Source organism: Sphingomonas sp. BK345 (genome assembly GCF_014193845.1).
GTDB lineage: Bacteria > Pseudomonadota > Alphaproteobacteria > Sphingomonadales > Sphingomonadaceae > Sphingomonas.
Genome location: NZ_JACHZX010000005.1, coordinates 20,306 through 39,316, shown reverse-complemented (window position 1 = coordinate 39,316; position 19,011 = coordinate 20,306). Strand labels below are relative to the sequence as shown.

The 19,011-nt window shown below is 69.8% G+C and carries 17 protein-coding genes; 4 read left to right on the top strand and 13 right to left on the bottom strand.

The genetic code is table 11. From position 1 onward, the window contains the following. Window positions 1-41: 41 nt before the first annotated feature. Genes FHY03_RS15465 through FHY03_RS15455 form a run of 3 tightly spaced genes read right to left on the bottom strand, consistent with a single transcriptional unit; the run spans window position 42 to window position 2,598 of the window. Window positions 42-1,160 (bottom strand): hypothetical protein, encoded by a 1,119-nt coding sequence (locus tag FHY03_RS15465; RefSeq protein WP_221190259.1) that lies wholly within the window; start codon window positions 1,158-1,160, stop codon window positions 42-44. Between the two features lie 53 nt (window positions 1,161-1,213). Beyond that, window positions 1,214-1,687: a DUF11 domain-containing protein gene (locus FHY03_RS15460; protein WP_183923591.1), complete on the bottom strand. Its 474-nt coding sequence runs from the start codon at window positions 1,685-1,687 to the stop codon at window positions 1,214-1,216. Between the two features lie 11 nt (window positions 1,688-1,698). After that, window positions 1,699-2,598 carry a hypothetical protein gene (locus FHY03_RS15455; protein ID WP_183931620.1) on the bottom strand — a complete coding sequence of 300 codons (900 nt, stop codon included), beginning with the start codon at window positions 2,596-2,598 and terminating at the stop codon, window positions 1,699-1,701. Window positions 2,599-2,874: 276 nt separating this feature from the next. On the opposite strand from FHY03_RS15455, the gene FHY03_RS15450 reads away from it, so the two are divergent. Next, complete coding sequence (locus FHY03_RS15450) at window positions 2,875-3,150, top strand: hypothetical protein (RefSeq protein ID WP_183923595.1); 276 nt, start codon at window positions 2,875-2,877, stop codon at window positions 3,148-3,150. 239 nt (window positions 3,151-3,389) lie between these two features. On the opposite strand, the gene FHY03_RS15445 is transcribed toward FHY03_RS15450, so the two are convergent. The 3 genes from FHY03_RS15445 to FHY03_RS15435 all read right to left on the bottom strand — a co-directional run bounded on the left by FHY03_RS15445 (window position 3,390) and on the right by FHY03_RS15435 (window position 6,647). Then, a complete protein-coding gene (locus tag FHY03_RS15445) occupies window positions 3,390-5,363 on the bottom strand; it encodes a glycoside hydrolase family 2 protein (protein ID WP_183923597.1) in 1,974 nt (657 codons plus the stop codon). Window positions 5,364-5,833: 470 nt separating this feature from the next. Then, window positions 5,834-6,172, bottom strand: a complete 339-nt coding sequence (locus FHY03_RS15440; protein ID WP_221190258.1) for a metalloregulator ArsR/SmtB family transcription factor — start codon at window positions 6,170-6,172, stop codon at window positions 5,834-5,836. Between the two features lies 1 nt (window position 6,173). Next, on the bottom strand, window positions 6,174-6,647 hold the full coding sequence (locus FHY03_RS15435) for an SRPBCC domain-containing protein (RefSeq protein WP_183923607.1): 474 nt from the start codon (window positions 6,645-6,647) through the stop codon (window positions 6,174-6,176). Window positions 6,648-6,844: 197 nt separating this feature from the next. On the opposite strand from FHY03_RS15435, the gene FHY03_RS21135 reads away from it, so the two are divergent. Then, window positions 6,845-7,420, top strand: a complete 576-nt coding sequence (locus tag FHY03_RS21135) for a YdeI family protein (RefSeq protein WP_183931619.1) — start codon at window positions 6,845-6,847, stop codon at window positions 7,418-7,420. A gap of 159 nt (window positions 7,421-7,579) precedes the next feature. On the opposite strand, the gene FHY03_RS15425 is transcribed toward FHY03_RS21135, so the two are convergent. The 5 genes from FHY03_RS15425 to FHY03_RS15405 form a co-directional block, all read right to left on the bottom strand. After that, window positions 7,580-8,812 (bottom strand): cation:dicarboxylate symporter family transporter, encoded by a 1,233-nt coding sequence (locus FHY03_RS15425; protein ID WP_311721895.1) that lies wholly within the window; start codon window positions 8,810-8,812, stop codon window positions 7,580-7,582. A gap of 36 nt (window positions 8,813-8,848) precedes the next feature. After that, window positions 8,849-9,433 (bottom strand): FMN-binding negative transcriptional regulator, encoded by a 585-nt coding sequence (locus FHY03_RS15420; RefSeq protein ID WP_183931618.1) that lies wholly within the window; start codon window positions 9,431-9,433, stop codon window positions 8,849-8,851. Continuing rightward, window positions 9,430-10,401, bottom strand: a complete 972-nt coding sequence (locus FHY03_RS15415; protein ID WP_183923613.1) for an alpha/beta hydrolase — start codon at window positions 10,399-10,401, stop codon at window positions 9,430-9,432. Before FHY03_RS15415 ends, FHY03_RS15420 begins: the two co-directional genes overlap by 4 nt. Window positions 10,402-10,528: 127 nt before the next feature. Beyond that, a complete protein-coding gene (locus FHY03_RS15410) occupies window positions 10,529-11,281 on the bottom strand; it encodes a helix-turn-helix transcriptional regulator (RefSeq protein WP_311721891.1) in 753 nt (250 codons plus the stop codon). Between the two features lie 95 nt (window positions 11,282-11,376). Continuing rightward, the gene (locus FHY03_RS15405) at window positions 11,377-13,611 is read right to left on the bottom strand and encodes a TonB-dependent receptor (protein WP_183931617.1); all 2,235 of its coding nucleotides are present in this window, start codon (window positions 13,609-13,611) and stop codon (window positions 11,377-11,379) included. Window positions 13,612-13,796: 185 nt separating this feature from the next. On the opposite strand from FHY03_RS15405, the gene FHY03_RS15400 reads away from it, so the two are divergent. Both FHY03_RS15400 and FHY03_RS15395 read left to right on the top strand, forming a co-directional pair. Next, entirely contained in the window at window positions 13,797-15,968 is a 2,172-nt protein-coding gene (locus tag FHY03_RS15400) for a prolyl oligopeptidase family serine peptidase (protein WP_221190257.1), read from the top strand. Beyond that, complete coding sequence (locus FHY03_RS15395; protein WP_183931616.1) at window positions 15,965-16,984, top strand: histone deacetylase family protein; 1,020 nt, start codon at window positions 15,965-15,967, stop codon at window positions 16,982-16,984. Before FHY03_RS15400 ends, FHY03_RS15395 begins: the two co-directional genes overlap by 4 nt. Window positions 16,985-17,293: 309 nt before the next feature. Here the strand turns inward: FHY03_RS15395 and FHY03_RS15390 are convergent, their stop codons facing one another. Beyond that, window positions 17,294-17,914, bottom strand: coding sequence for an MgtC/SapB family protein (locus FHY03_RS15390; protein ID WP_260159341.1), 621 nt, complete (start codon window positions 17,912-17,914; stop codon window positions 17,294-17,296). Between the two features lie 160 nt (window positions 17,915-18,074). Further along, on the bottom strand, window positions 18,075-18,977 hold the full coding sequence (locus FHY03_RS15385) for an SDR family oxidoreductase (RefSeq protein WP_183931614.1): 903 nt from the start codon (window positions 18,975-18,977) through the stop codon (window positions 18,075-18,077). Window positions 18,978-19,011: the final 34 nt, after the last annotated feature.

The following is a 19,011-nucleotide window of genomic DNA, read 5'->3' as shown; positions in this document are numbered from 1 at the left end:
AGCGCGCCGGGGGTGGATGACGAGCGGGAGCTGAGCGAGGCTTAGTCGATCGTCACCTTGAACGACGCCGCCACCGCGCCGCCGCCGCTGACGGTGCCGACATTGGCGATCACCTTCTTGGCGACGCCGTCGAACGACGCGGTCACGCCGTCGGTCTCGGTCGCGTCATCCGAGTCGTCGTCCTCGGTCGATCCGTTGACGACGCAGGCGATGCCGAGCGCGCCCGGCGTGCCGATCGAGATCGAGCCGGGCACGTAAGTCGTGTGCGCGGGGACGACGTCGTTCAGCGTCACGCCGTTGGCGCTGGCGTTGAGCGTGGCGTTGCTGACCCGCAGGCAATATTCGACGGTGGCGCCGGGGATCGCCTTGGGATTGGAGGAGCCGAGCCCGTCCGCCAGCACGCGCGCCGATTTGGCGACGCTCAGCGCGACGTTGTTGATCGCGACGAAATAGCCCGAATAGGCCCGGCCCTGACCGTTGCGCGCGATGTCGCCGAGCAGCGCGCCGTCGCTGTCATCGTCGGCGAAGACGATGTCGACGGTGCCGTCGGCGCCGTTGAGGTTGAGGTCGGTCGCGATCAGCGCGCTGCCCTGCGTCCCGGACTGGCCCCCCGCCGCGGCGACGACCCGGAGCGAGTCATAGGCATATTGCGCGCCCGCCTGGTTGGGGACGTTGCCGACGATGAACACGGTGACCGAGGCGTCGGGGGCGAGCTCGTCGATCCAGGTCTGCGTGTCGACTCCCGCGTCGTAGCGGCCGTTGCCGTTCGAATCGACATAGGCGCGCAGGCTCGTCAGATCGAAATTGTCGCTGCCGGGGAACAGCCCGAGCGAGATGTTCTGCTGATCGGGATCGAGCAGGAAATCCTGCACGTCGTTGGTCAGGTTGGTGACGCGGAAGGTCGTCACCGCATTCTGGTCGCCCAGATTGACCTGGGTCGGCCCGGTCTGCGCCGTGACGACGGTGAAGTTGACCTTCTTGTCGACCACGAACGAGGCGGTGGTCGACGTGGTCGACTGGTTGGTGCCGTTGACCGAGTAGGTCACCGAGGCGGTGTTGTCGATCCGCGTGCCGGCGGTGGTCAGCTGCGCCGCCGCGGTCTGCGCCTGCGCCGCTCCGGCGAGACCGGCGAGGGCTGTTCCCGCCAGCAGCACGGCCATGGCCCTTCTCACGAACATGTTGGGTCCTTCCTGTTAAGCGTGGGTCTTCGGGATCACTTGAGCGCGGCCTGGAAGGCGAACTCGCCCTGCGCACCAGGCGCGAGCGGGCGCGCGAGGCGCCAGCGCACGTGGGTCACGTCGTCGACCGCGGCGGCGCGGCGCGCGCCGTTCGCCGCGACGGTCAGCTGATCGAGCGCGCCATAGGCGCGACCGTCGACCGACAGCTCGGGCGCGACCGAGCCCGGCAGCGGCGCGCGATACGCGACCCCGCGCGGCACCGGATTGTCGAACACGATGTTGCTGAGCGGCTGCGTACCGGTGTTGCGATAGGCCAGCACGAAGACGACGCGGTCGCCCGGCACCGCGCGCTTCGCGGGCACCAGCGCGACGCGCGTGGTGCCGTCGGCGGCGCGCTGCTTGCTCTCCACCAGCACCTTGGAGGTGACCTGGAGCGGGCCGGCGGGGGCTGCGGCGACAGCGGCGGGCGCGGCGAGCGCCGCGCCGAGCAGCAGGAGCGGACGGATCATGCGGAGACTCCTCACAGGATGATGGCCTTGAAGCGGATGGTGCGGGTGGTGCCGGCAGGCATGTCGCCGAGCGCGACGCGGACGGTGCTGCCGTCGAGCCGCGCGACGTCGCCGTCGGCCCCGTCGCTCAGCGGGCGGTCGTCGAGCGTCATGCTGCCGGCGACGAAGCGGGTGCCGTCGGGCACGACGTCGCTGACCTCGACCGCGGGGCAGTCGCGCGCGAAGCGAGCGACCAGTGTGTACGTCACGACCGAGCCGACGACGGCGCGCGCGCTGCCGTCCGGCGCGACGACCGACTGCGCCTTGTCGAGCCGCGCCGCGGCAGCGTCGGCGGCGAGCCGGCTGGTGGCGCTGGCGCGCGCGCCGCTGGTCCCCACCACCGCGTCGGCACCGGCGGGGCCCGCGGCGGGGAGCAGCGTCCCCGCGGCACCGCTGCCCGCGTGCGCGGTCGCCGTGGCGGCCACGGTCGCGCCGTTCGCGGCACCGGCGACCAGCACGAAGACGCGCGCGCTGGCACCCGCGGCGAGCGTCACCGTGGCCTCGCCCTTGTCGATCGCGGGATCGTAGCGGCCGTTCCCGTCGACGTCGGGCACGATCGCGGTGACGCTCGCTCCCAGGTCGACCGAGGCGGTGAGATTATAACCCGCCGGCGCGTTGCCGCTGTTGGTGACGGTGAAGGCAACCGGGAGGGTCGCGGCGCCGGTCACCGCCACGCTGGCGGCGTCGGCGGCGAGCGCGACGTCGACCAGCGCGTCGACCGCGACCGAGACCGTGTTGCTGTCGATCGCGCGCGGCGCGTCGCCGGCGACGACCAGCTGTGCGGTGTTGACGATGCGCGTGCCGGCGGGCGTGGCGGCGCGGGTCGGCGCCGCGAGCGACAGCGCCGCCGCGATCACCGCCATTCCTGCCATCCACCGTCCCGGCGTCATCGCCTATACCCCCGCGTCTCGCCCGATGTGGGCGTGCGAGAGCGATCAGCGGCCGATCTGGTTAAGCAGGTGCTAGCGACGTTGCTTCACTGCCGGCGGTTAAGACCGAAGTCGAACGAGCAGACCGCGCATTTTACATCGAACGCCGCACGGCCGGACCGATCGGCCGATCGCGGCACCTTGCCACCATCGGTCGGCGGGTCCAGCATTCCGACGCATCGATGCGTCCGCGCGCGGGCGCGCACCGGGGGGTATAGAATGACCGAGGCGCCCGCGATCCTGGTCGGCTGGAAGCGCGACCGCACCCGCCACGGCTACGTGGTGACGCTGCAGCTGGCGCGCTCGGCGGAAGACGTGCGGCGGCAGGATTATGAGCGGGTCAGCCTGGCGGTGAACGAGCGGCAGCTGCGCTCGCTCACGCGCGATCTGGTCCGCGCGCTCGACGATCGCGGGCTCGACACCTTCCACCGCCCGACCGGCTGGCGTCGCTGGGCCGCGCTGCTGCGCAAGGGATCGCGGACGCCGAGCGCCTGAGCCACCGCGTCCGAACAGTCAGCGTGCTGCGACGCACGCCGGAGTGGCAAGCGTCACCGCCTGCCGTTTTGTGCTCCCGCGTGGCGCGGGAGTACGGCACGGCTCGGATCAGTCAGTCTGAGACGGACCGTGCTCCTGCGCACGCAGGAGACCGGGGCCACGAACGCGACGCCGGTCGATCTGCACTCCTGCGAGCGCAGAGCACGGTTCACCATCGCGTCTGCATGCAGACCGCGCTCCTACTTTCCCGCGCCCGGCTCGGCGGCGTGGAGCGGCGCATGGATTCGCGCGAAGGTAGCGGGCGGCAGCTTGCTCTCGGCGCGATCGTAGGTGAGCAGGCCGTTGATTTCGCCCTCTACGTCGGTGGTCTGGGTATAGACCGCCGCGCTCAGCCCGAGCTCGCGCGCCTGGCGGATCACCTCGTCATATTTGCGCTGATAACGCGCCTGATAGTCGGCCTTGTCCTTGGCAGTCTGGTAGCCCCAATTGTTGCGCGCCGGGAACCAGAGATGCCCCGGCACCGGCAGGCCGATCCCGCCGAACTCGCCGATCACGATCGCGCGATGCGTCTGGTGGGTCGGTGCCTTCGGCACGTCCTCGTAGGTGTGGATGTCGTACAGGTCGGAGCCAGCGTCGCCGGTGTCGAGCCAGCCCGATACCTTGTTGACCAGCCGGCTGGGATCGAGCTCGTGGACCATCTTGGCGAGGCGCGTCGAGGCATATTGCCCCCAGCCCTCGTTGTTGACGACCCAGGTGACGATCGAGGGATGGTTGCGCAGGTCGCTGATCATCCGCGTGAGCTCATATTCGAACTCGTTGGTGGTCTCCTGCGGCATCAGCGCCTCGCCCTGCGACGAGGGGCGGACGAACTGGTCGAGGCTCTCGTCCTCCTCGCCCGAGGGCATGTCCTGCCAGATCAGGATGCCCATCCGATCGGCCTCATAGTAATATTGCGCCGGCTCGACCTTGATGTGCTTGCGCAACATGTTGAAGCCGGAGGACTTGAGATAGTCGATCTCGAAGCGGATCGCCTCCTCGGACGGCGGGGTGAGCAGCCCGTCGGGCCACCAGCCCTGATCGAGCGTGCCGTTCTGGAAGAGCGGCTTGTTGTTGAGCATCATGACCGGCTGGCCGGACACCTTGCCCGCGCCGATGGAGCTCTTGCGCATTGCGAAATAGCCGTCGACCGTGTCGCGCGCGCCGCCCTGCACCGCGGCGGTGCGATACAGCGCCGCCTCCTGCGCGGTGAGGATCGAGTCACCGCGCTGGCGATGCGGGCTGTTGTCCGGCCCCGTGTAGGGGCTGCGCACCTTCACCAGCTCGACCTTGAGGTCGTAGAGGAAGGGATCGTCGGGTGACCACAGGTGCGCGTCGGGGATCGCCAGCGTCGCGGGGCGGTTGCCACGCACCAGCGTGGTCGCGACGGTGCGGCCCTTCTGCGAGGCGGTGATCCGCACCGCGTCATCGTCGGCGGCGCTGCGATTGAGCGCGACGTCGACCGCGAGCGTGCCGCGGTCGATGTCCGGCGTGATCTTCATGTCCTCGACGTGGAGCGCGGGGACGGGCTCGAGCCACACCGTCTGCCAGATGCCGGTGACCGGTGTGTACCAGATGCTGTTGGGCTTGAGCACCTGCTTGCCGCGCGGCTGCGCGCCGGTCGAGGTCGGGTCGGTGACCTGCACCACCAGCTCGTTGTCGCCCGACTTCAGATAATCGGTGACGTCGAGGCTGAACGCGTCCGACCCGCCGCGGTGTGTCCCGACCAGGCTGCCGTTGACCATGATGCTCGCCTCATAGTCGACCGCGCCGAAGTGGAGCAGCACGCGCTGCCCCTGCCAGTCGGCGGGCACCGCGAAGCTGCGCTTGTACCACAGCCGATCGTCGGGCGTGACGGGACGCGCCACGCCCGAGAGGCGCGACTCCACCGCGAAGGGGACGAGGATCTTGCCGTCCATCGCCGCGGGCTGCGGCGCCGCCTTGGGGCGCACGGCATAGTCCCACTGGCCGTTGAGATTCAGCCACCTGGCCCGCTTCATCTGCGGGCGGGGATAGCTGCGCCAGGCGTTGTCCGGGGTGACGGCGCGGCCCCAGCGCGTGACGAGATCGCTGGTATAGATCTTGCCGGCTGGCGTGGCGGGGGCGGTCTGCGCCCTCGCGACTGGGCAGGCCGCCGCGCCAGCGAGCGCCGCGACGATGATGGCCAGCTTGCTCATGTCTCTCTCCCTGCGAGGCGTTCCGCCCGTCTTGTCAGCGGGATGGCACAGGCAGTCCGATAAAGGAAAGAGAATTGTCAGATTATTCTACGTTCCCGTCACGTGGTGGAGGCTGGTCGCGATGCCGTTGCTGGTGCGATCCCGCAGTAGGATACGCCACTGTCAGCCCGAGTCATGCGCGCTGGCGCGCGTGTAAGGGATTGCGGCTAACTCCACGTCGCGTTGCTGTTCGGCGGCGACAACGAGGAGGTCGTTTCGAACGTCCCGCTTCCCGACCTTGGTCGCTCGATCATATCGGAGTTCGAGGCTTATGTTGGCGGACACAGCGTAGCGACACCCCAAGGGACGCTGATGGCAAGGCGCGAGCGAGCTCGTCCCTGCGGGCAGCCATAATGTTTCCGATGCGCAAGAGTCCTGAAGCCGATGTGCCAAGCCGACGAGGGCGGCTCGCGGGCTTACAGCTCGCCTTCCTACTGACCAGACAGGACCGAGCCTAGCGCATCGAGCCGCCTGTCCCAGGCTGATCGCCGCGCGCTCAACCACTGCTCCACGATCTTCAAACCACCGTGATCGAGCTGGCATGACCGGACACGACCTAACTTGCTACTGGTGACAAGCCCTGCCTCCTCGAGAACCCGGATGTGCTGACCGACAGCCGTGAGCGTGATCCCGGCCAGGTCGGCCAACGCCGAGACGGCGTGGGGGCGCTGGCCCAGCCGTTCGATCATGCGCCGCCGCGTCGGATCACCCAGCGCATGGAGCAGCAGATCAATCGGCTCGGCGTCGGCCTCACGGCGTGGTCGCGCCACGTCAGTCTGCCAGTGAGCGGCCGAGCCGATCCAGCAGGTCGCTCCAGCCCTGCTCGCGCATAACGGGACCGTCGGAGCCCTCGAAGAACACACCTTGGAAGGTACACGTGAGGGCTGTGCCACCGTCCGCCTCCGCGATCTCGATTGTCTCCAGGGCGACCGAGATCGGCCTGCCCGCGATCGCCATACGAGACGATATGATGATGCGCTGTCCCTCCACGATGTCATGGAAGACGCCGTCGTTCGTCAGCTCGACACCCGGAAAGGGCGTGTTCGGTCCGAACTGATAGGTAAGCCGCTCGGCACCACCGACTTTGAAATCACTCTCGAAAGCCTTGATCTCGTGCGTCTCACTCTCCGCATACCAGCTCTTCTTGATCGCGGGATCGGCGCATGCGGCGAACACCTTGGCGGGCGCCACCGGGTAGCGCCGCTCGATGGTGAAGTTGCCATGGACGGCGGCAGGGTTTGTCATGACCAGCTCCTCACTGCGGTAACGACTTCACTATATGAGGCGCCCATCATAGTCAAGTATCAACCTCAGTTCAGGTGAGTCATCCGGATAGATCAGTCTTGGGTTCATGCGACCCCTCCCCCCGCGGCAGAGGCGCATCCACGAAAGGCGGCGACACGCCGCTTCTCAGCGGGATCGTTCCTGGTTAGCCTCGGCTGATGTCGCTCCCTCAAGCAGAAGCCCTCGCCTTCGAGATCCCCGAGGAACTTGCCATCTGGCTTGCCGAGCACCATGCCACCAGCGGCGAGCTATGGGTGCGCATCTACAAGGAGGGCTCTGGACAGCGGTCCGTTACGTGGACCGACTGCGTCGTGGAGGCGATCCGCTTCGGCTGGATCGACGGCCTAAAGAGATCGGCGGACGAGCGCTCGTACCTCCAGCGCCTCACGCCACGTCGGCCGGGATCCAATTGGTCCGCCAGGAACCGTGATCATGCCGAGCGGCTGATAGCTGAAGGTCGCATCACACCGGCCGGCCTCGCCCATGTCGAGGCCGCGCGTGCCGAGGGACGTTGGGACACTGCCTATGAGGGGTCGGCCGCGATGGTCATCCCGCAGGATTTTCTGGACGCGCTAGCGGCCCTGCCAGAGGCGGACGCGTTTTTCCGAACCCTCGATCGCAAGAACCTCTACGCGATCTACTATCGCCTTCAGACGGCCAAGCGGCCGGAGTTCCGGGCTCGCACGATGCAGCGGATCCTCGAGCGGCTCGCGCGCGGTGAGCGCTTCCATTGACCTAACCCAGAGGCGATCATTCGTAGCATCTGGAATGCTCCCATCTCCGGCCTTTGGTCGATCTGGTGTTTGTGCCTCATCGGCGCCGCTGCGGCGCTCCGCTCGTTAATGGCTTCACCGCCGGTGATGCTATGGACTTCCCGAGCTGCGCCATATGTCTCACAGTGACGATCCCGTGCCGAAGCCGCGCGCGCCGGCGATGCGCAGCACCATCAGATCCGCGGTGACGTTGCCGAGCGTGCGGAAGATGTCGGGCACCGTCTCGATCGCCAGCAGCAGCGGCAGTAGAGTCACGGGCACCCCCATGGCGAGGCAGACCGGCGCGATCACCGCGAAGAACGATACCTGCGCCGGCAGCCCGACCGCGGCCACGCTCACCGTCGCGGCGACCACCGCGCCCAGCCCCAGCGTCGCCGGAGCAAGCGCGACGCCGTGCACCGCGGCGAGATACGTCGCCACCGCGACATTGGCGGCCGCAGTGGTGGCGCGGAACAGCGACACCGCGAGCGGCAGCACCACGCCCGCGGCCTCGTCGCGCACCCCCAGCGCCGGCGCCGCCGCCACCATCGCGGGCAGGGAGGCGAGCGAGGATTGCGTGCTCACCGCGATCACCTGTGCCGGCAGCGCGGCGCGCGCGAAGGCGAGCGGGCTGATCCGGCCGAACAGCGCCGCCGCGGCATAAGCGAGCACGATCGAGGCGAGCGCGGCACCGACGATCACCGCGACATAATGCGCCAGCACGCCCGCCGCGCCCCCGCCGAGCATCAGTCCGACGCCGATCGCGAGCGCGAAGACTCCGAGCGGCGCCACCCACAGCACCCAGCCGACGATCCGCAGCATCGTCTGCGCCACGCCGGTGAACACCTGCGCGAGCGCGGCGCGCGGCCCCGGTTCGATCCCGTTGGCGGCGAGGCCGAACAGCAGCGCGAAGACGACCAGCGGCACCATCGCGCTCTCGGCCGCGGCACGCACCGGGTTGGTCGGCACGATGCTGCCGATCCAGTCGGACGCGGCGGGCACCGCCGGGCCGGGGCCGCTCACCGCCGCGGGCAGCGCCGTCGCGGCCGCAGGCAGCGGCGCGAGCTGGAGCAGCAGCGCAGTGGCCGCGGCGCCGACCAGCGCCGCCGCGAGCAGCAGCACCGCGAACCAGCCCAGCGCGCGCGCCGCGAGCCGCCCGCCGGCGGCCTGCTCGGCGGCGCGCATCACCCCGGTGACGAGCAGCGAGAAGACCAGCGGCACCACCGTCATGGTCAGCGAGTCGAGCCACAAGCGGCCGACCGGCTTGGCCACACCGGCGACCGCGGGCGCCACCGCGCTGCCCGCGAGCAGCGCGCCCGCGACCAGCCCCAGCACCAGCCCGGCGAGGATCCGCGCCGAGGGGCCGCTCAGCACGCGGGCGTGATCGCGTTCGATGAGGCAGGGGCGCGCTCAGCTCGCATCGTCGGGACGGTTCCTCCGCATGGCCGCGACCAGCGCCGCGTCGGTGTGCCCGGCGACGATCTCGGCGAAGGTCGCGGCGCGCTCGTCCTGGCCCAGCTTGAACTGCGGCTCGCACGAGACGATCCGCGCGCGGAAGGCGACGACGTGGTGCGCGAGCTCGTCGAAGCGCGCCCCCATCTGCTCGGGGCGCCACCCGCCGGCGGGTTCGAGCTGCGCGGCGAGGCGGCGCAGCGCGTTCTCCGTCTCCTCCGGCACGAAGGCGAGCGTGGCGACGATCCGCAGCGCGGCATAGTTCCAGGTCGCGCCCCAGGTCGGGTTCGACACCAGCCGCGGCGAGACATAGCCCTCGGGCCCGCGGAACAGGATCAGCGCCTGCGGGTCGCGCTCGAACGCGGCGACCTGCGGGTTGCGACGGGGATAATGGCCGACCAGCGCCACCGGCAAGCCGTTCGCGTCGCACTCGGCGATGAGCGGGAGCAGCGTGGCGTCGCGGTCGTCCGACACCACCCAGGCGAGCGGGTGATCGCGGATCAGCGCGCCGATCTCGGCCGGCGAGAGCGGGACGAAGCTCACGCCGGCGCGTGCCCCAGCACCGCCGCTAGCCAGCGCGCGGCGTCCTCGAACGCGGCGTCGGCCAGCGGCGCGACCGACACCGCCTCGAGGAAGCTGTGCGTCGCGCCGGGGTAGACGCAGGCCTCGACCGCGACCCCGGCGGCATGGAGCCGCTCCGCCATGGCGCGGTTGGCGTCGGCGAGAATGTCGCACTCGGGGATCGTCACGAAGGCGGGCGGCAGGCCGGTCAGGTCGGCGCGCGCGGGGACAACCAGAGGGTCGTCGAGCGTCGCGGGCTCGCCGGCATAGTCGCGCCAGAACTGGTCCATCTCCGCGATCGTCAGCATATAGGCGGGGCCGTCGTAGCGCGCGTAGCTCGGCGTCGGTGCCGGATCGAAGGCGCCATAATTGAGCAGCAGCGCGGCGGGCAGCGGCTCGCCCAATGCGCGCAACCGCAGGCTCATCGCCACCGCGAGGTTGCCGCCGGCGGAGTCGCCGCCCACCGCGATCCGCTCCGCGGCGATGCCGTATGCGGCCGCCTCGCCGCGCAGCTCACGATAGGCCGCGACCACCTCGTCGAGCGCGACCGGGAAGCGCGCCTCGGGCGAGAGGCTATAGTCGATCCCGACCACCACCACGTCGGCGCGCGCGGCATATTCACGCATCAACCGGTCGTGCGTGTCGATGCTGAACATCGTCCAGCCGCCGCCATGCACGTACAGCAGCGCCGGCCGCGGCGTCGCACTCGTGCCGGGATAATGGAAGCGGGCGCGACAGCCGGCGAGCGTGCCGTCGCGCGTCTTGGCCATAACCGGCCCGCCGTCGCGCCATGGCGCGCGCACCACCTCCGCGGCGGCGCGGCGCTCGGGCAGCGGGAGCGCGGCGAAGTCGGAGAACTGGCCGTAGCCGTGGTTGAGCGCGACGACGAAGCGGCGGATATCGGGGTCGACGTCGTCGTGCGCGGCGAGCGCCTCGGAGGTGAGAGTCATGCGTCCTGCTCCTCGCGCGGGCGCTGGCGGCCCGTCGCGCTGTCCCGTTCTCGCCCGCCGCTCTCGCACACCGTCGTGCCTCCCGCCCCTATCCGCGCGGGCCGATCATGCGCGCGCGCGGGCCGAGTCACGGCAGCGCGTAGAGGCTGGGCGGTACGCCATAGGCGCGGCGGAACATCGCGGTGAAGGCGCTGGGGCTGTCATAGCCGACATCGAACGCGATCGTCGTGACGGAGCGCCCCGCCGCCATCAGTGACAGCGCCTCCATCAGCCGCACCTGCTGCCGCCATACCGCGAGGCCCATGCCGGTCTCGCGCTTGAACGCGCGCGTGAAGGTGCGCCGCCCCATCCCCGCGACGCGCGCCCAGTCGTCGACGTCGCGGTCGTCCGCCGGCTGCGCCAGGATGGCGCGGCAGACGCGCAGCAGGCGCGCGTCGGCGGGCATCACCGCGCCATAAGGCGCCAGCGGCATGGCGGCGATCTCGTCGAGCAGCACCGCGACGATGCGCCCGGCATGGCCGTCCGCGCCATAGTCGGCACCGAAGGACACGACCTTGAGGATCAGCGCCTTGAGGAAGTCGCTCACCTCGATCACGCGGCACGGCGGCGGATCGGGGTAGAGCGCCGGGTCGACGTAGAGCGTGCGTAGCGACACCGGGCCGCGGCACGACACCTGGTGGCGCTGCCCCGCCGGCAGCCACAAAGCGCGCTGCGGCGGCACAACGAAGCTGGTCGACGGCGTCTCCACCGACATCACGCCCGAGCAGGCGTACAGCACCTGGATCCAGTCGTGCGCGTGCATCGGGTCCACGAAGCCCGCGCCATATTCGTCGGTGAGCCCGCGTACCGGCGGTGCCGCGCGGCCGTCCGGCCCGGTCACGATGCTGGCTGGTCCATCGTCGCGAAGCTGCCACGCGCGCCGCGGCGGGACAAGCCCGCGGCGTGGGCCCGACACGATGGCGGCCGCGGTGCCCCTCACCGCAGCGCAAGGCGCAGGTTGGCGCCCACCGTGCGCGGCCGGGTCACGCTGCCGGCGAAGGAGAAGGGGGCGTTGAGGATGCCGTAGGTGTCGAACAGGTTCTTGGCGAACACGCCGGCCTCGATGCCGTCGCCGAGCCGGACCGCGGCGTTGAGGTCGACCAGGCTGTAGTCGCCCTTCTGCAGCGTCGCGCCGAAGGCGACCGGCGCCGCCGAGAGATAGCGGTGCGCGATGCCGATGCGCGGCCGCAGCGGCGAGCTCCTCAGCTCCCAGTCGAGCTGGTTGGCGATGATCCAGTCCGACGCGCCGGGCAGCTGCGTGCCCGCGGCATAGCCGCCGCCCGGCGCGCTGCTGTCGGGCAGTAGCCCGGAGAGCCGCGCGTCATTGTAGGTGACGTTGGCGCTGTAGGTCAGGTTGGCGGTCGGGCGGAAGACCAGCGACAGCTCGACGCCGTCGATCTTCGCCCCGCCGCCGTTGACGGTATAGGCATCGAAGGTGACGGGCGTGAACAGCCGCGACTGGATGTCGTTCCACTTGATGTGGAAGGCGGCGATGTCGAACGACATTGCGCCCGGCACCAACTCGAACTTCGCGCCGACCTCGTAGTTTTGCGTGCTGTCGCTGCCGAACGTCAGCGGCGTGCCCGAGGCGGCGCTGTAGACGTTGACGCCGCCGATGCGGAAGCCCTCGGAATAGAGGCCGTAGAGCGTGAAGCGGTCGCTCGGCTTGTAGGCGAGCGACACCTTGGGGACGAAGCCCGACTGTTTCTGCGAGCCGGGCTGATAGTCGAACGGCGCGATCAGCGCGGCGTTGGGCAGGAACTGCAACCGCGGCCGCGACTCATATTCGAAGACGCGCCCGCCGAGCGTCAGCGTCACCTGGTCGAGGAAGGTGTAGGCCAGCTCGCCGAAGGCGGCGATCTCGCGCACGCGGTTGGTGCTGACGGTGCGGCGCAGCAGGTCCCCCGGCGCGATCACGCTGCTGGGCTGGCCGTCGAAGTCGGCGGGGTTGGCGTCGATATACTCGGCGATGCCGTCGAGCCGCGCGCCGTCGGTCGAGTCGGACCGCAGCTTGGTGTAATTGGCGCCGATCAGCCAGGTGAAGGGCCCGGTGCCGCTCGAGGCCAACCGCATCTCGCCGTAATAGGTGGTGGACTTGCCGGTTGAGCTGGAGAGCTGCGGCGTGCCGGTGCGCGCGTCGATGCCCAGGAAGATCGAGTCGTCGAACGCCAGATCGGCCTTCTTCTGCGTGTAGCTGCCGATCGCGGTGAAGTTGGCGAAGCCGAGCTCCTGGTCGAGCCGCAGGCTGTACAGCTGGATCTCGGTGTCCTGATATTCGTCGACGTTGGTGTTCCGCTCGAACGTCTTGGGATTGTCGCCGAACAGCACGTAGGTCTGGTCGTCGAGGTCATATTCCTGGTACATCGCGAGCGCGGCGAGCTTGGTCGTCGCGCCCGGCTGCCATACCACCGAGCCGCGCAGCCCGCGCACGCGCAGGTCGTTGCTGCCCTTCTCACCGGTGCCGACATTGTCGAGATAGCCCGCGTCGTAGCGCTGCAACGCCACCAGCCGCACCGCCAGCTTGTCGTCGACCAACGGCACGTTGACCATCGCCTTCGCGGCGTAGCTCGCCTCGCCCGCTCGCCGCGTGCTGGAGACGATGCCCTCGGCACCGGCGTCGAGCTTCGTGGGATCGGCCTCGTTGACGACATAGTTGACCGCCCCGCCCAGCGAGGAGGAGCCGAACAGCGTGCCCTGCGGCCCGCGCAACACCTCCACCTGCTTGACGTCGAACGCGTCGATGTCGGGGATGACGAGCGGGAAGCCCGGCTCCACCAGCGGGATCTGGTTGATGTAATAGCCCGTGGTCGCCTGATTGGCCTCGTGATAGGTGGTCGAGGCGACACCGCGGATCACCACCTCGGAGACGCCCGGCTGATAGTCGTTGAAGACCACGCCCGGCACGCGCGTGATATAGTCCGATAGGCTCTGCGCGTTGAGCCGCTGCAGGTTCTCCTGGGTCACCGCCGACACCGAGCCGGCGACGTCGCTCGCGGCCTCGTCGCGCTTGGTCGCGGTCACCACGATCTCGCGCTCGCTGCCCGCGTTCGCGTCGGCGTCCGCGTTCGCCGCCGCCGATGCGGTCTGCGCCGCGGCGGTGGTGCTCGCGAACGTCATCGTCGCCGCTGCCAGAATGCTCGCCCCCGCGAGTTGTGAAACGATCGTGCGCATCGCCGCCCCCATTCTTTTCAACAATGCTGTCGGAGATCGTAGTTGACGCTGATTCTTGCGGCGTGGCCGCGCGAACAGGGCCGATCGCCGTCGCGATCGGGCCATTCGGTCGCGTGCGATTGCGGCACGTGCCGGCCTGGCCCTAGCGTCGGCGACGACGCAGCGCGCGAGGATCCTTGACCGTCATGCCCTCTTCTCCGACCGATCGCGCGCGGCGGCGCTTCCTCGTCGGCGCCGGTGCGACGGCACTGCTCGCCGCGAGCGAGGGTCCGGCGCGCGCTGCGGGCGCCGCTCTGCCGATGCCGCCCGTGACGCCGCGCGTGCCGCTGCTGCGGCACCAGCTCGGGCGGACGCGCGACGATCCCTACGCCTGGCTCAAATACGTCCCGCCCCACGGGCAGCGCGACATCGCGACGATGCCGCCCGCGATCCGCGACCATCTGCTCGCCGAGAACGCTTATGCCGGCGCCGTGCTCGACCGCGTCGCGGCCGCGGAGCGCCGCTTCCTCGCCGCGCTCGACGCGCGCGCGCCGCTGGACGGCGGCGAACCCGACGTCACGCGCGGCGGCTGGACCTACAGCGTCGACGACAGCGCGGGCCCGCACCCGCGCTACACCCGCCGCCGCGCCGACACCGGAGCGGTCGAGCTGCTGCTCGACGAGAACGAGCGCGCGCGCGGTCAGGCCTATTATCGCACCACCGGCCAGCAGGTCAGCCCGGACGGGCGGCTCTACGCCTGGGCCGAGGACGTCGGCGGCAACGACCGGCACCGGCTGTGCGTGCGCGACCTCGCCAGCGGCGCGGTGCGCGTCGTCGTCGACACCGACGCCTATGGCTATGGCGGACTGGTGTTCTCGCCCTCGTCACGGTGGCTGTTCTGGATTTGGCGCGACGCGCGCAACCGGCCGACGCGGGTGTATCGCACGCCGGTGACCGGCGGCGAGCGCGTGTTGGTCTACGAGGAGCACGATCCCGCGATCTTCATGGGGATCGCGCGCACCGCGGCAGACGGCTTCGTCGCGATCACGCTCTCGGGCCCGGACACGAGCGAGGTGCGGCTCGTCGCCGCCGAGGCGGAGGAGCGCGCCCCCGCGCTGGTCCGCCCGCGCGCGCCCGGGCGTCGCTACGCGATCGATGAATGGGACGGCGCGCTGATCGCGCTGATCGAGGACGAGCAGGCGATCGACGGACGCGTCGCCCGGCTGGATCGCCGCAGCTTCGCCGAGATCGACACGTTGGTGCCGCACCGCGCCGGCACGCAGATCCTCCAGCTGGTGCCGTTTCGTCGCGCGCTGGCCTGGGTCGAGCGCCGCGACACGCTGCCTCGGCTCATGCTCCTCGCTCCCGGTGCCGCCGCGCGTGAGGTCACCTTCGCCGGCGACGCTTATGCGCTGACCGTGCCGGGTGAGCAGGATTATGCCGCACCGACCTGTCGCGCCACGATCGAGACCCCCGCCGCACCACCGCGCTGGGTCGCGGTCGACCTCGCGAGCGCGCGCGTGACGACGATCGCGACGCAGCGGTTCGCCGGCTACGACCCCGCGCGCTTCACCGTGCGCCGGCTCTACGCCACCGCGCCCGACGGCGCGCGCGTGCCGATCACGCTGCTGACGCGCCGCGGCGCGCGCGCGGACGGGCGTGCCCCGCTGCTGCTCTACGGCTATGGCGCCTATGGCGTATCGAGCGAGGCGCTGTTCGACGTCGCGCCGACCGTCCTGGTGGAGCAGGGCTGGACCTACGCGATCGCGCACGTGCGCGGCGGCGCGGAGAAGGGCCGGCGCTGGTTCCTCGACGGGCGGCGCCACCATAAGCGCAACAGCTTCACCGACTTCGTCGCCTGCGCGCAGCATCTCGCCGCAGCGGGTCATGCCGCGCGCGACCGGATCGTGTCCTACGGCCTGTCCGCGGGCGGGCTGCTGGTGGGCGGCGCGATGAACCTGGCGCCGACGCTCTGGGCCGGGGTAATCGCGACCGTGCCCTTCGTCGACATGCTCAACACGATGAGCGACGCCGACCATCCCTTGGTGCCGCTGTTCCGCCCCGACTGGGGCGACCCGCTGTCGAGCGCCGCCGACTACGACTACATGCTGAGCATCTCGCCCTATGAGAACGTGCGGCCGGCGCCCTACCCGCCGCTGTTCACCACCGCCGGGCTCAAGGACGATCGCGTCGGTTACTGGGAGCCGGCCAAGCTGGTCGCCGCAGTCCGCGCCGCCTCGACCGCGCGCGCGCCCGCGCTGCTGCTCACCGACCTCGCCGCCGGCCATCAGGGCAGCGCCGGTCGCGACTCGGTCAACCACAAGATGGCGCGGCTCTACGCCTTCGCGCAGGGTTGCGTCGACGGGAGCCTCGCGTGACGATCGTGTTCGACCGGCGCCAGCTGGCGCACGCCCCCGCGCGCGAGCTGCACAACGGCGACTGGATCGCCTACAACGAATGCCCCGCGCGCGCGGAGTCGATCGTGGCGGCGCTCGGCGCCACGATGCCGGCGCGTGACTTCGGCATCGCGCCGCTCGCGGCGGTGCACGACCCCGATTATCTCGCCTTCCTCCGCGTCGCGCACGACGACTGGATCGCCGCGCGGCGGCAGGGCGACGCGATCGGCTATACCTGGCCGGTGGTGGGGCGGCGCGCGCTCGACCTGACGCGGATCGACGCGCGGCTCGGGCGCTTCAGCTACGACGCGGGCACGCCGATCGCGGCGGGCACGTGGGAGGCAGCCTATTGGTCGGCGCAGACCGCGCTGACCGCGCTCGACGAGGTCGCCGCGGGGGCAACGCGGCGGGCCTTCGCGCTGTGCCGCCCGCCCGGCCACCATGCCGGGCGCGACTATCTCGGCGGCTATTGCTACCTCAACAACGCCGCGATCGTGGCGGCCGAGGCGCGCCGCCGCGGGCTCGGCCCGGTGGCGATCCTCGACGTCGACTATCACCATGGCAACGGCACGCAGGACATCTTCTACGCCGACGCAGAGATGCTGTTCGTCTCGATCCACGCCGATCCGGCGACCGACTATCCCTTCTACTGGGGCCATGCCGACGAGACCGGCACGGGCGCGGGTCGCGGTGCGACGCTCAACCTGCCGCTGCCGCGCGGCACCGGCTGGGCGAGCTACGAACCCGCGCTGGACCGCGCGCTCGACGCGATCGCGTGCTACGGCGCGCGGCTGCTGGTGCTGTCGCTCGGCGCGGATCTCTACGTGGGCGACCCGATCTCGCATTTCACCTTCGCGCGCGACGACTTCACCGCGCTGGCCGCACGGCTCGCGGCGAGCGGACTGGCGATCGTGACGGCGATGGAAGGCGGCTATGCCACCGCCGAGCTGGGAGACAATGTCGCGGCGTTCGTCGCTCAGCTGCATGGCGGAGAATAAGCGCCACCAATCAACGCGATGCCAAAGACCCATAAGCAGCCGTCCCGACGCTCCCGTCGCTCGCCTACCTTCGGCCGTACCAGCTAGCGGTACAAGTGCTGAAAGGGTCACTTGTACGGTGCTCAAACCGGTTCGTTGCACCTTGTGCAATCATGATTGCAGAGACAGATTGTTGCGTATCAGGGAAACAATCTTAACTTAGCGCGTGGCCGGTATATGGCCTTGGAGACTACCCCATGCGTATGTTTGAGACCGCCGCCAGCACCGCGCTGGCGATCGCGGCGCAAGCGCTGGTGGTTGGTGTTGTGCTTACCACGCTCTGATCATCGGCTGACCGCTCCCCTTTTCCAAGGGGAGCGGCGCGTCCGCTGAAGATCGAACGCAACGCGAAACCCGCAGCGCCCTTCGATATACTCTCGCCCGGATGAGAGGATGCGACTGCCCAAAAGGCTGGATCGCCTTCTCAGCGGCCGACACGAGAACCGTCCGCAGGCGCCCTGCCCCAGCGCGTATGTCCGCCTGAGATACTTGCGTCAGGTGATGCGTCCACGCTGCCTGATCCGTCTCGACCGGCGTGACCAGCAGCCTGCGGACCTGCCCGCGTCTCACGCGCAACAGCTTCCTGATCTGCTCCTTGCACAGCGCGCCACCTTCGGCCACGGCGCGGATCACGCAGCTTTGGACACGCGCTCGACACGCTCCCCCGAGCGGCTTGAGGCCGGCAAGGATGATGACGGTGGCGATCGCGGCAGCAGCGTAGAGCCCGCCTCCTGCGGCAAGGCCAAGTGGGGCTACCGCCCAGATGCTGGCGGCCGTCGTTATCCCTCGCACGGTGTTGCCGCGAAGCAGGATCGACCCGGCACCGAGGAACCCCACGCCTGAGACGACCCGCGCGGCGATCCGTGAGGGAGCGAGCACCACGTGGGCCATCTGCCTGGCATTCTCGAAGCCGTTAGCCGACGCGATCCTCGCGTCTTCCCGTATCCAGTCACTTGTCATCCGTGAACAGGCCGGGATGCGCTGACCACGCGTCTGGTGTCGTTGCTTGCCGACTTCACGATCCGGTCAGTCAGCGAGCAACGGCGATTGATCAGCCGGCGGTGATCGCCGCATGATCCATTTTGGCGAGATCCGTCAGGAGATCGGGGCCGCTCGGCTCCCACCCAAGCCGCGCGCAGGTCCAAGCGTTCGATGCGGTCATGTCGAGGCCTGCAAAGGGCGTCATCCAGCCGAAATAGTGTTCCACTTCCTCTGCCGCGACCGAGCGGACCGGAAGCCCGGCGCCCTTGCCAATCGCCTCTGCGATGGCGCGGGCGGCGACGCCCTCCTCCACCGATGCATGGTAACGCGCGCCCGGCTCGCCCTTCTCCAGTGCCAGCACGTACAGCCTCGCCACATCGCTGACGTGCGCCGCCGACCAGCGCGACTGTCCCTCGCCGAGATAGGCCACCGCGCCGGCGCGGCGCGCCTCCGCGATCAACGGCGTGATAAGCCCCGCCTTGGTGGTGTCGTGCACCTGCGGCAAGCGGATAGTGCGCACGTCGATGCGCCGCGCGATCAACGCCGCGCCAGCGAGCTCGGTCGCGATGCGCGGATTGGCGTGGCGAGGGTTGAGCACGTCTTCGGTCGCCGGACCTCCATGGAGCGGAGTGCCGATACCGACGCCCGAGGTGATCAGGATGGGCTTCTGCGTGCCGGCCAGCGCCTCACCCATGGCGGCGATGTTGCGCTCATCCTTTCTGGTGTTCTCGAAGAACCTCTCGAAGTTGTGATCGAACGCGCAGTGGATCACCGCATCGCTCGCCTGGACGCCACTAACGAGCGTCGCGGGGGCATCGAGGTCGCCGCGGTGGACGTCGACGCCGGCCGCTTCGAGCTGGCGGGCGCCCGCGTCGGAACGCGTCAACCCGAGCACCCGATGGCCGCGGCCGAGCAGTTCGGGGATGATGTGCGAGCCGATGAAGCCGGTCGCACCGGTCAGGAACACACGCATGATGGGCCTCCTTCTTGTCGAAGCGGCATATCGC

What these genes read in the sequence shown, in the direction of transcription:
- FHY03_RS15465 (WP_221190259.1), bottom strand. Translation starts at nt 1,160, where the DNA reads ATGGCCGTGCTGCTGGCGGGAACAGCCCTCGCCGGTCTCGCCGGAGCG.
- FHY03_RS15460 (WP_183923591.1), bottom strand. Translation starts at nt 1,687, where the DNA reads ATGATCCGTCCGCTCCTGCTGCTCGGCGCGGCGCTCGCCGCGCCCGCC.
- FHY03_RS15455 (WP_183931620.1), bottom strand. Translation starts at nt 2,598, where the DNA reads ATGGCAGGAATGGCGGTGATCGCGGCGGCGCTGTCGCTCGCGGCGCCG.
- FHY03_RS15450 (WP_183923595.1), top strand. Translation starts at nt 2,875, where the DNA reads ATGACCGAGGCGCCCGCGATCCTGGTCGGCTGGAAGCGCGACCGCACC.
- FHY03_RS15445 (WP_183923597.1), bottom strand. Translation starts at nt 5,363, where the DNA reads ATGAGCAAGCTGGCCATCATCGTCGCGGCGCTCGCTGGCGCGGCGGCC.
- FHY03_RS15435 (WP_183923607.1), bottom strand. Translation starts at nt 6,647, where the DNA reads ATGACAAACCCTGCCGCCGTCCATGGCAACTTCACCATCGAGCGGCGC.
- FHY03_RS21135 (WP_183931619.1), top strand. Translation starts at nt 6,845, where the DNA reads ATGTCGCTCCCTCAAGCAGAAGCCCTCGCCTTCGAGATCCCCGAGGAA.
- FHY03_RS15415 (WP_183923613.1), bottom strand. Translation starts at nt 10,401, where the DNA reads ATGACTCTCACCTCCGAGGCGCTCGCCGCGCACGACGACGTCGACCCC.
- FHY03_RS15405 (WP_183931617.1), bottom strand. Translation starts at nt 13,611, where the DNA reads ATGCGCACGATCGTTTCACAACTCGCGGGGGCGAGCATTCTGGCAGCG.
- FHY03_RS15400 (WP_221190257.1), top strand. Translation starts at nt 13,797, where the DNA reads ATGCCCTCTTCTCCGACCGATCGCGCGCGGCGGCGCTTCCTCGTCGGC.
- FHY03_RS15390 (WP_260159341.1), bottom strand. Translation starts at nt 17,914, where the DNA reads ATGGCCCACGTGGTGCTCGCTCCCTCACGGATCGCCGCGCGGGTCGTC.
- FHY03_RS15385 (WP_183931614.1), bottom strand. Translation starts at nt 18,977, where the DNA reads ATGCGTGTGTTCCTGACCGGTGCGACCGGCTTCATCGGCTCGCACATC.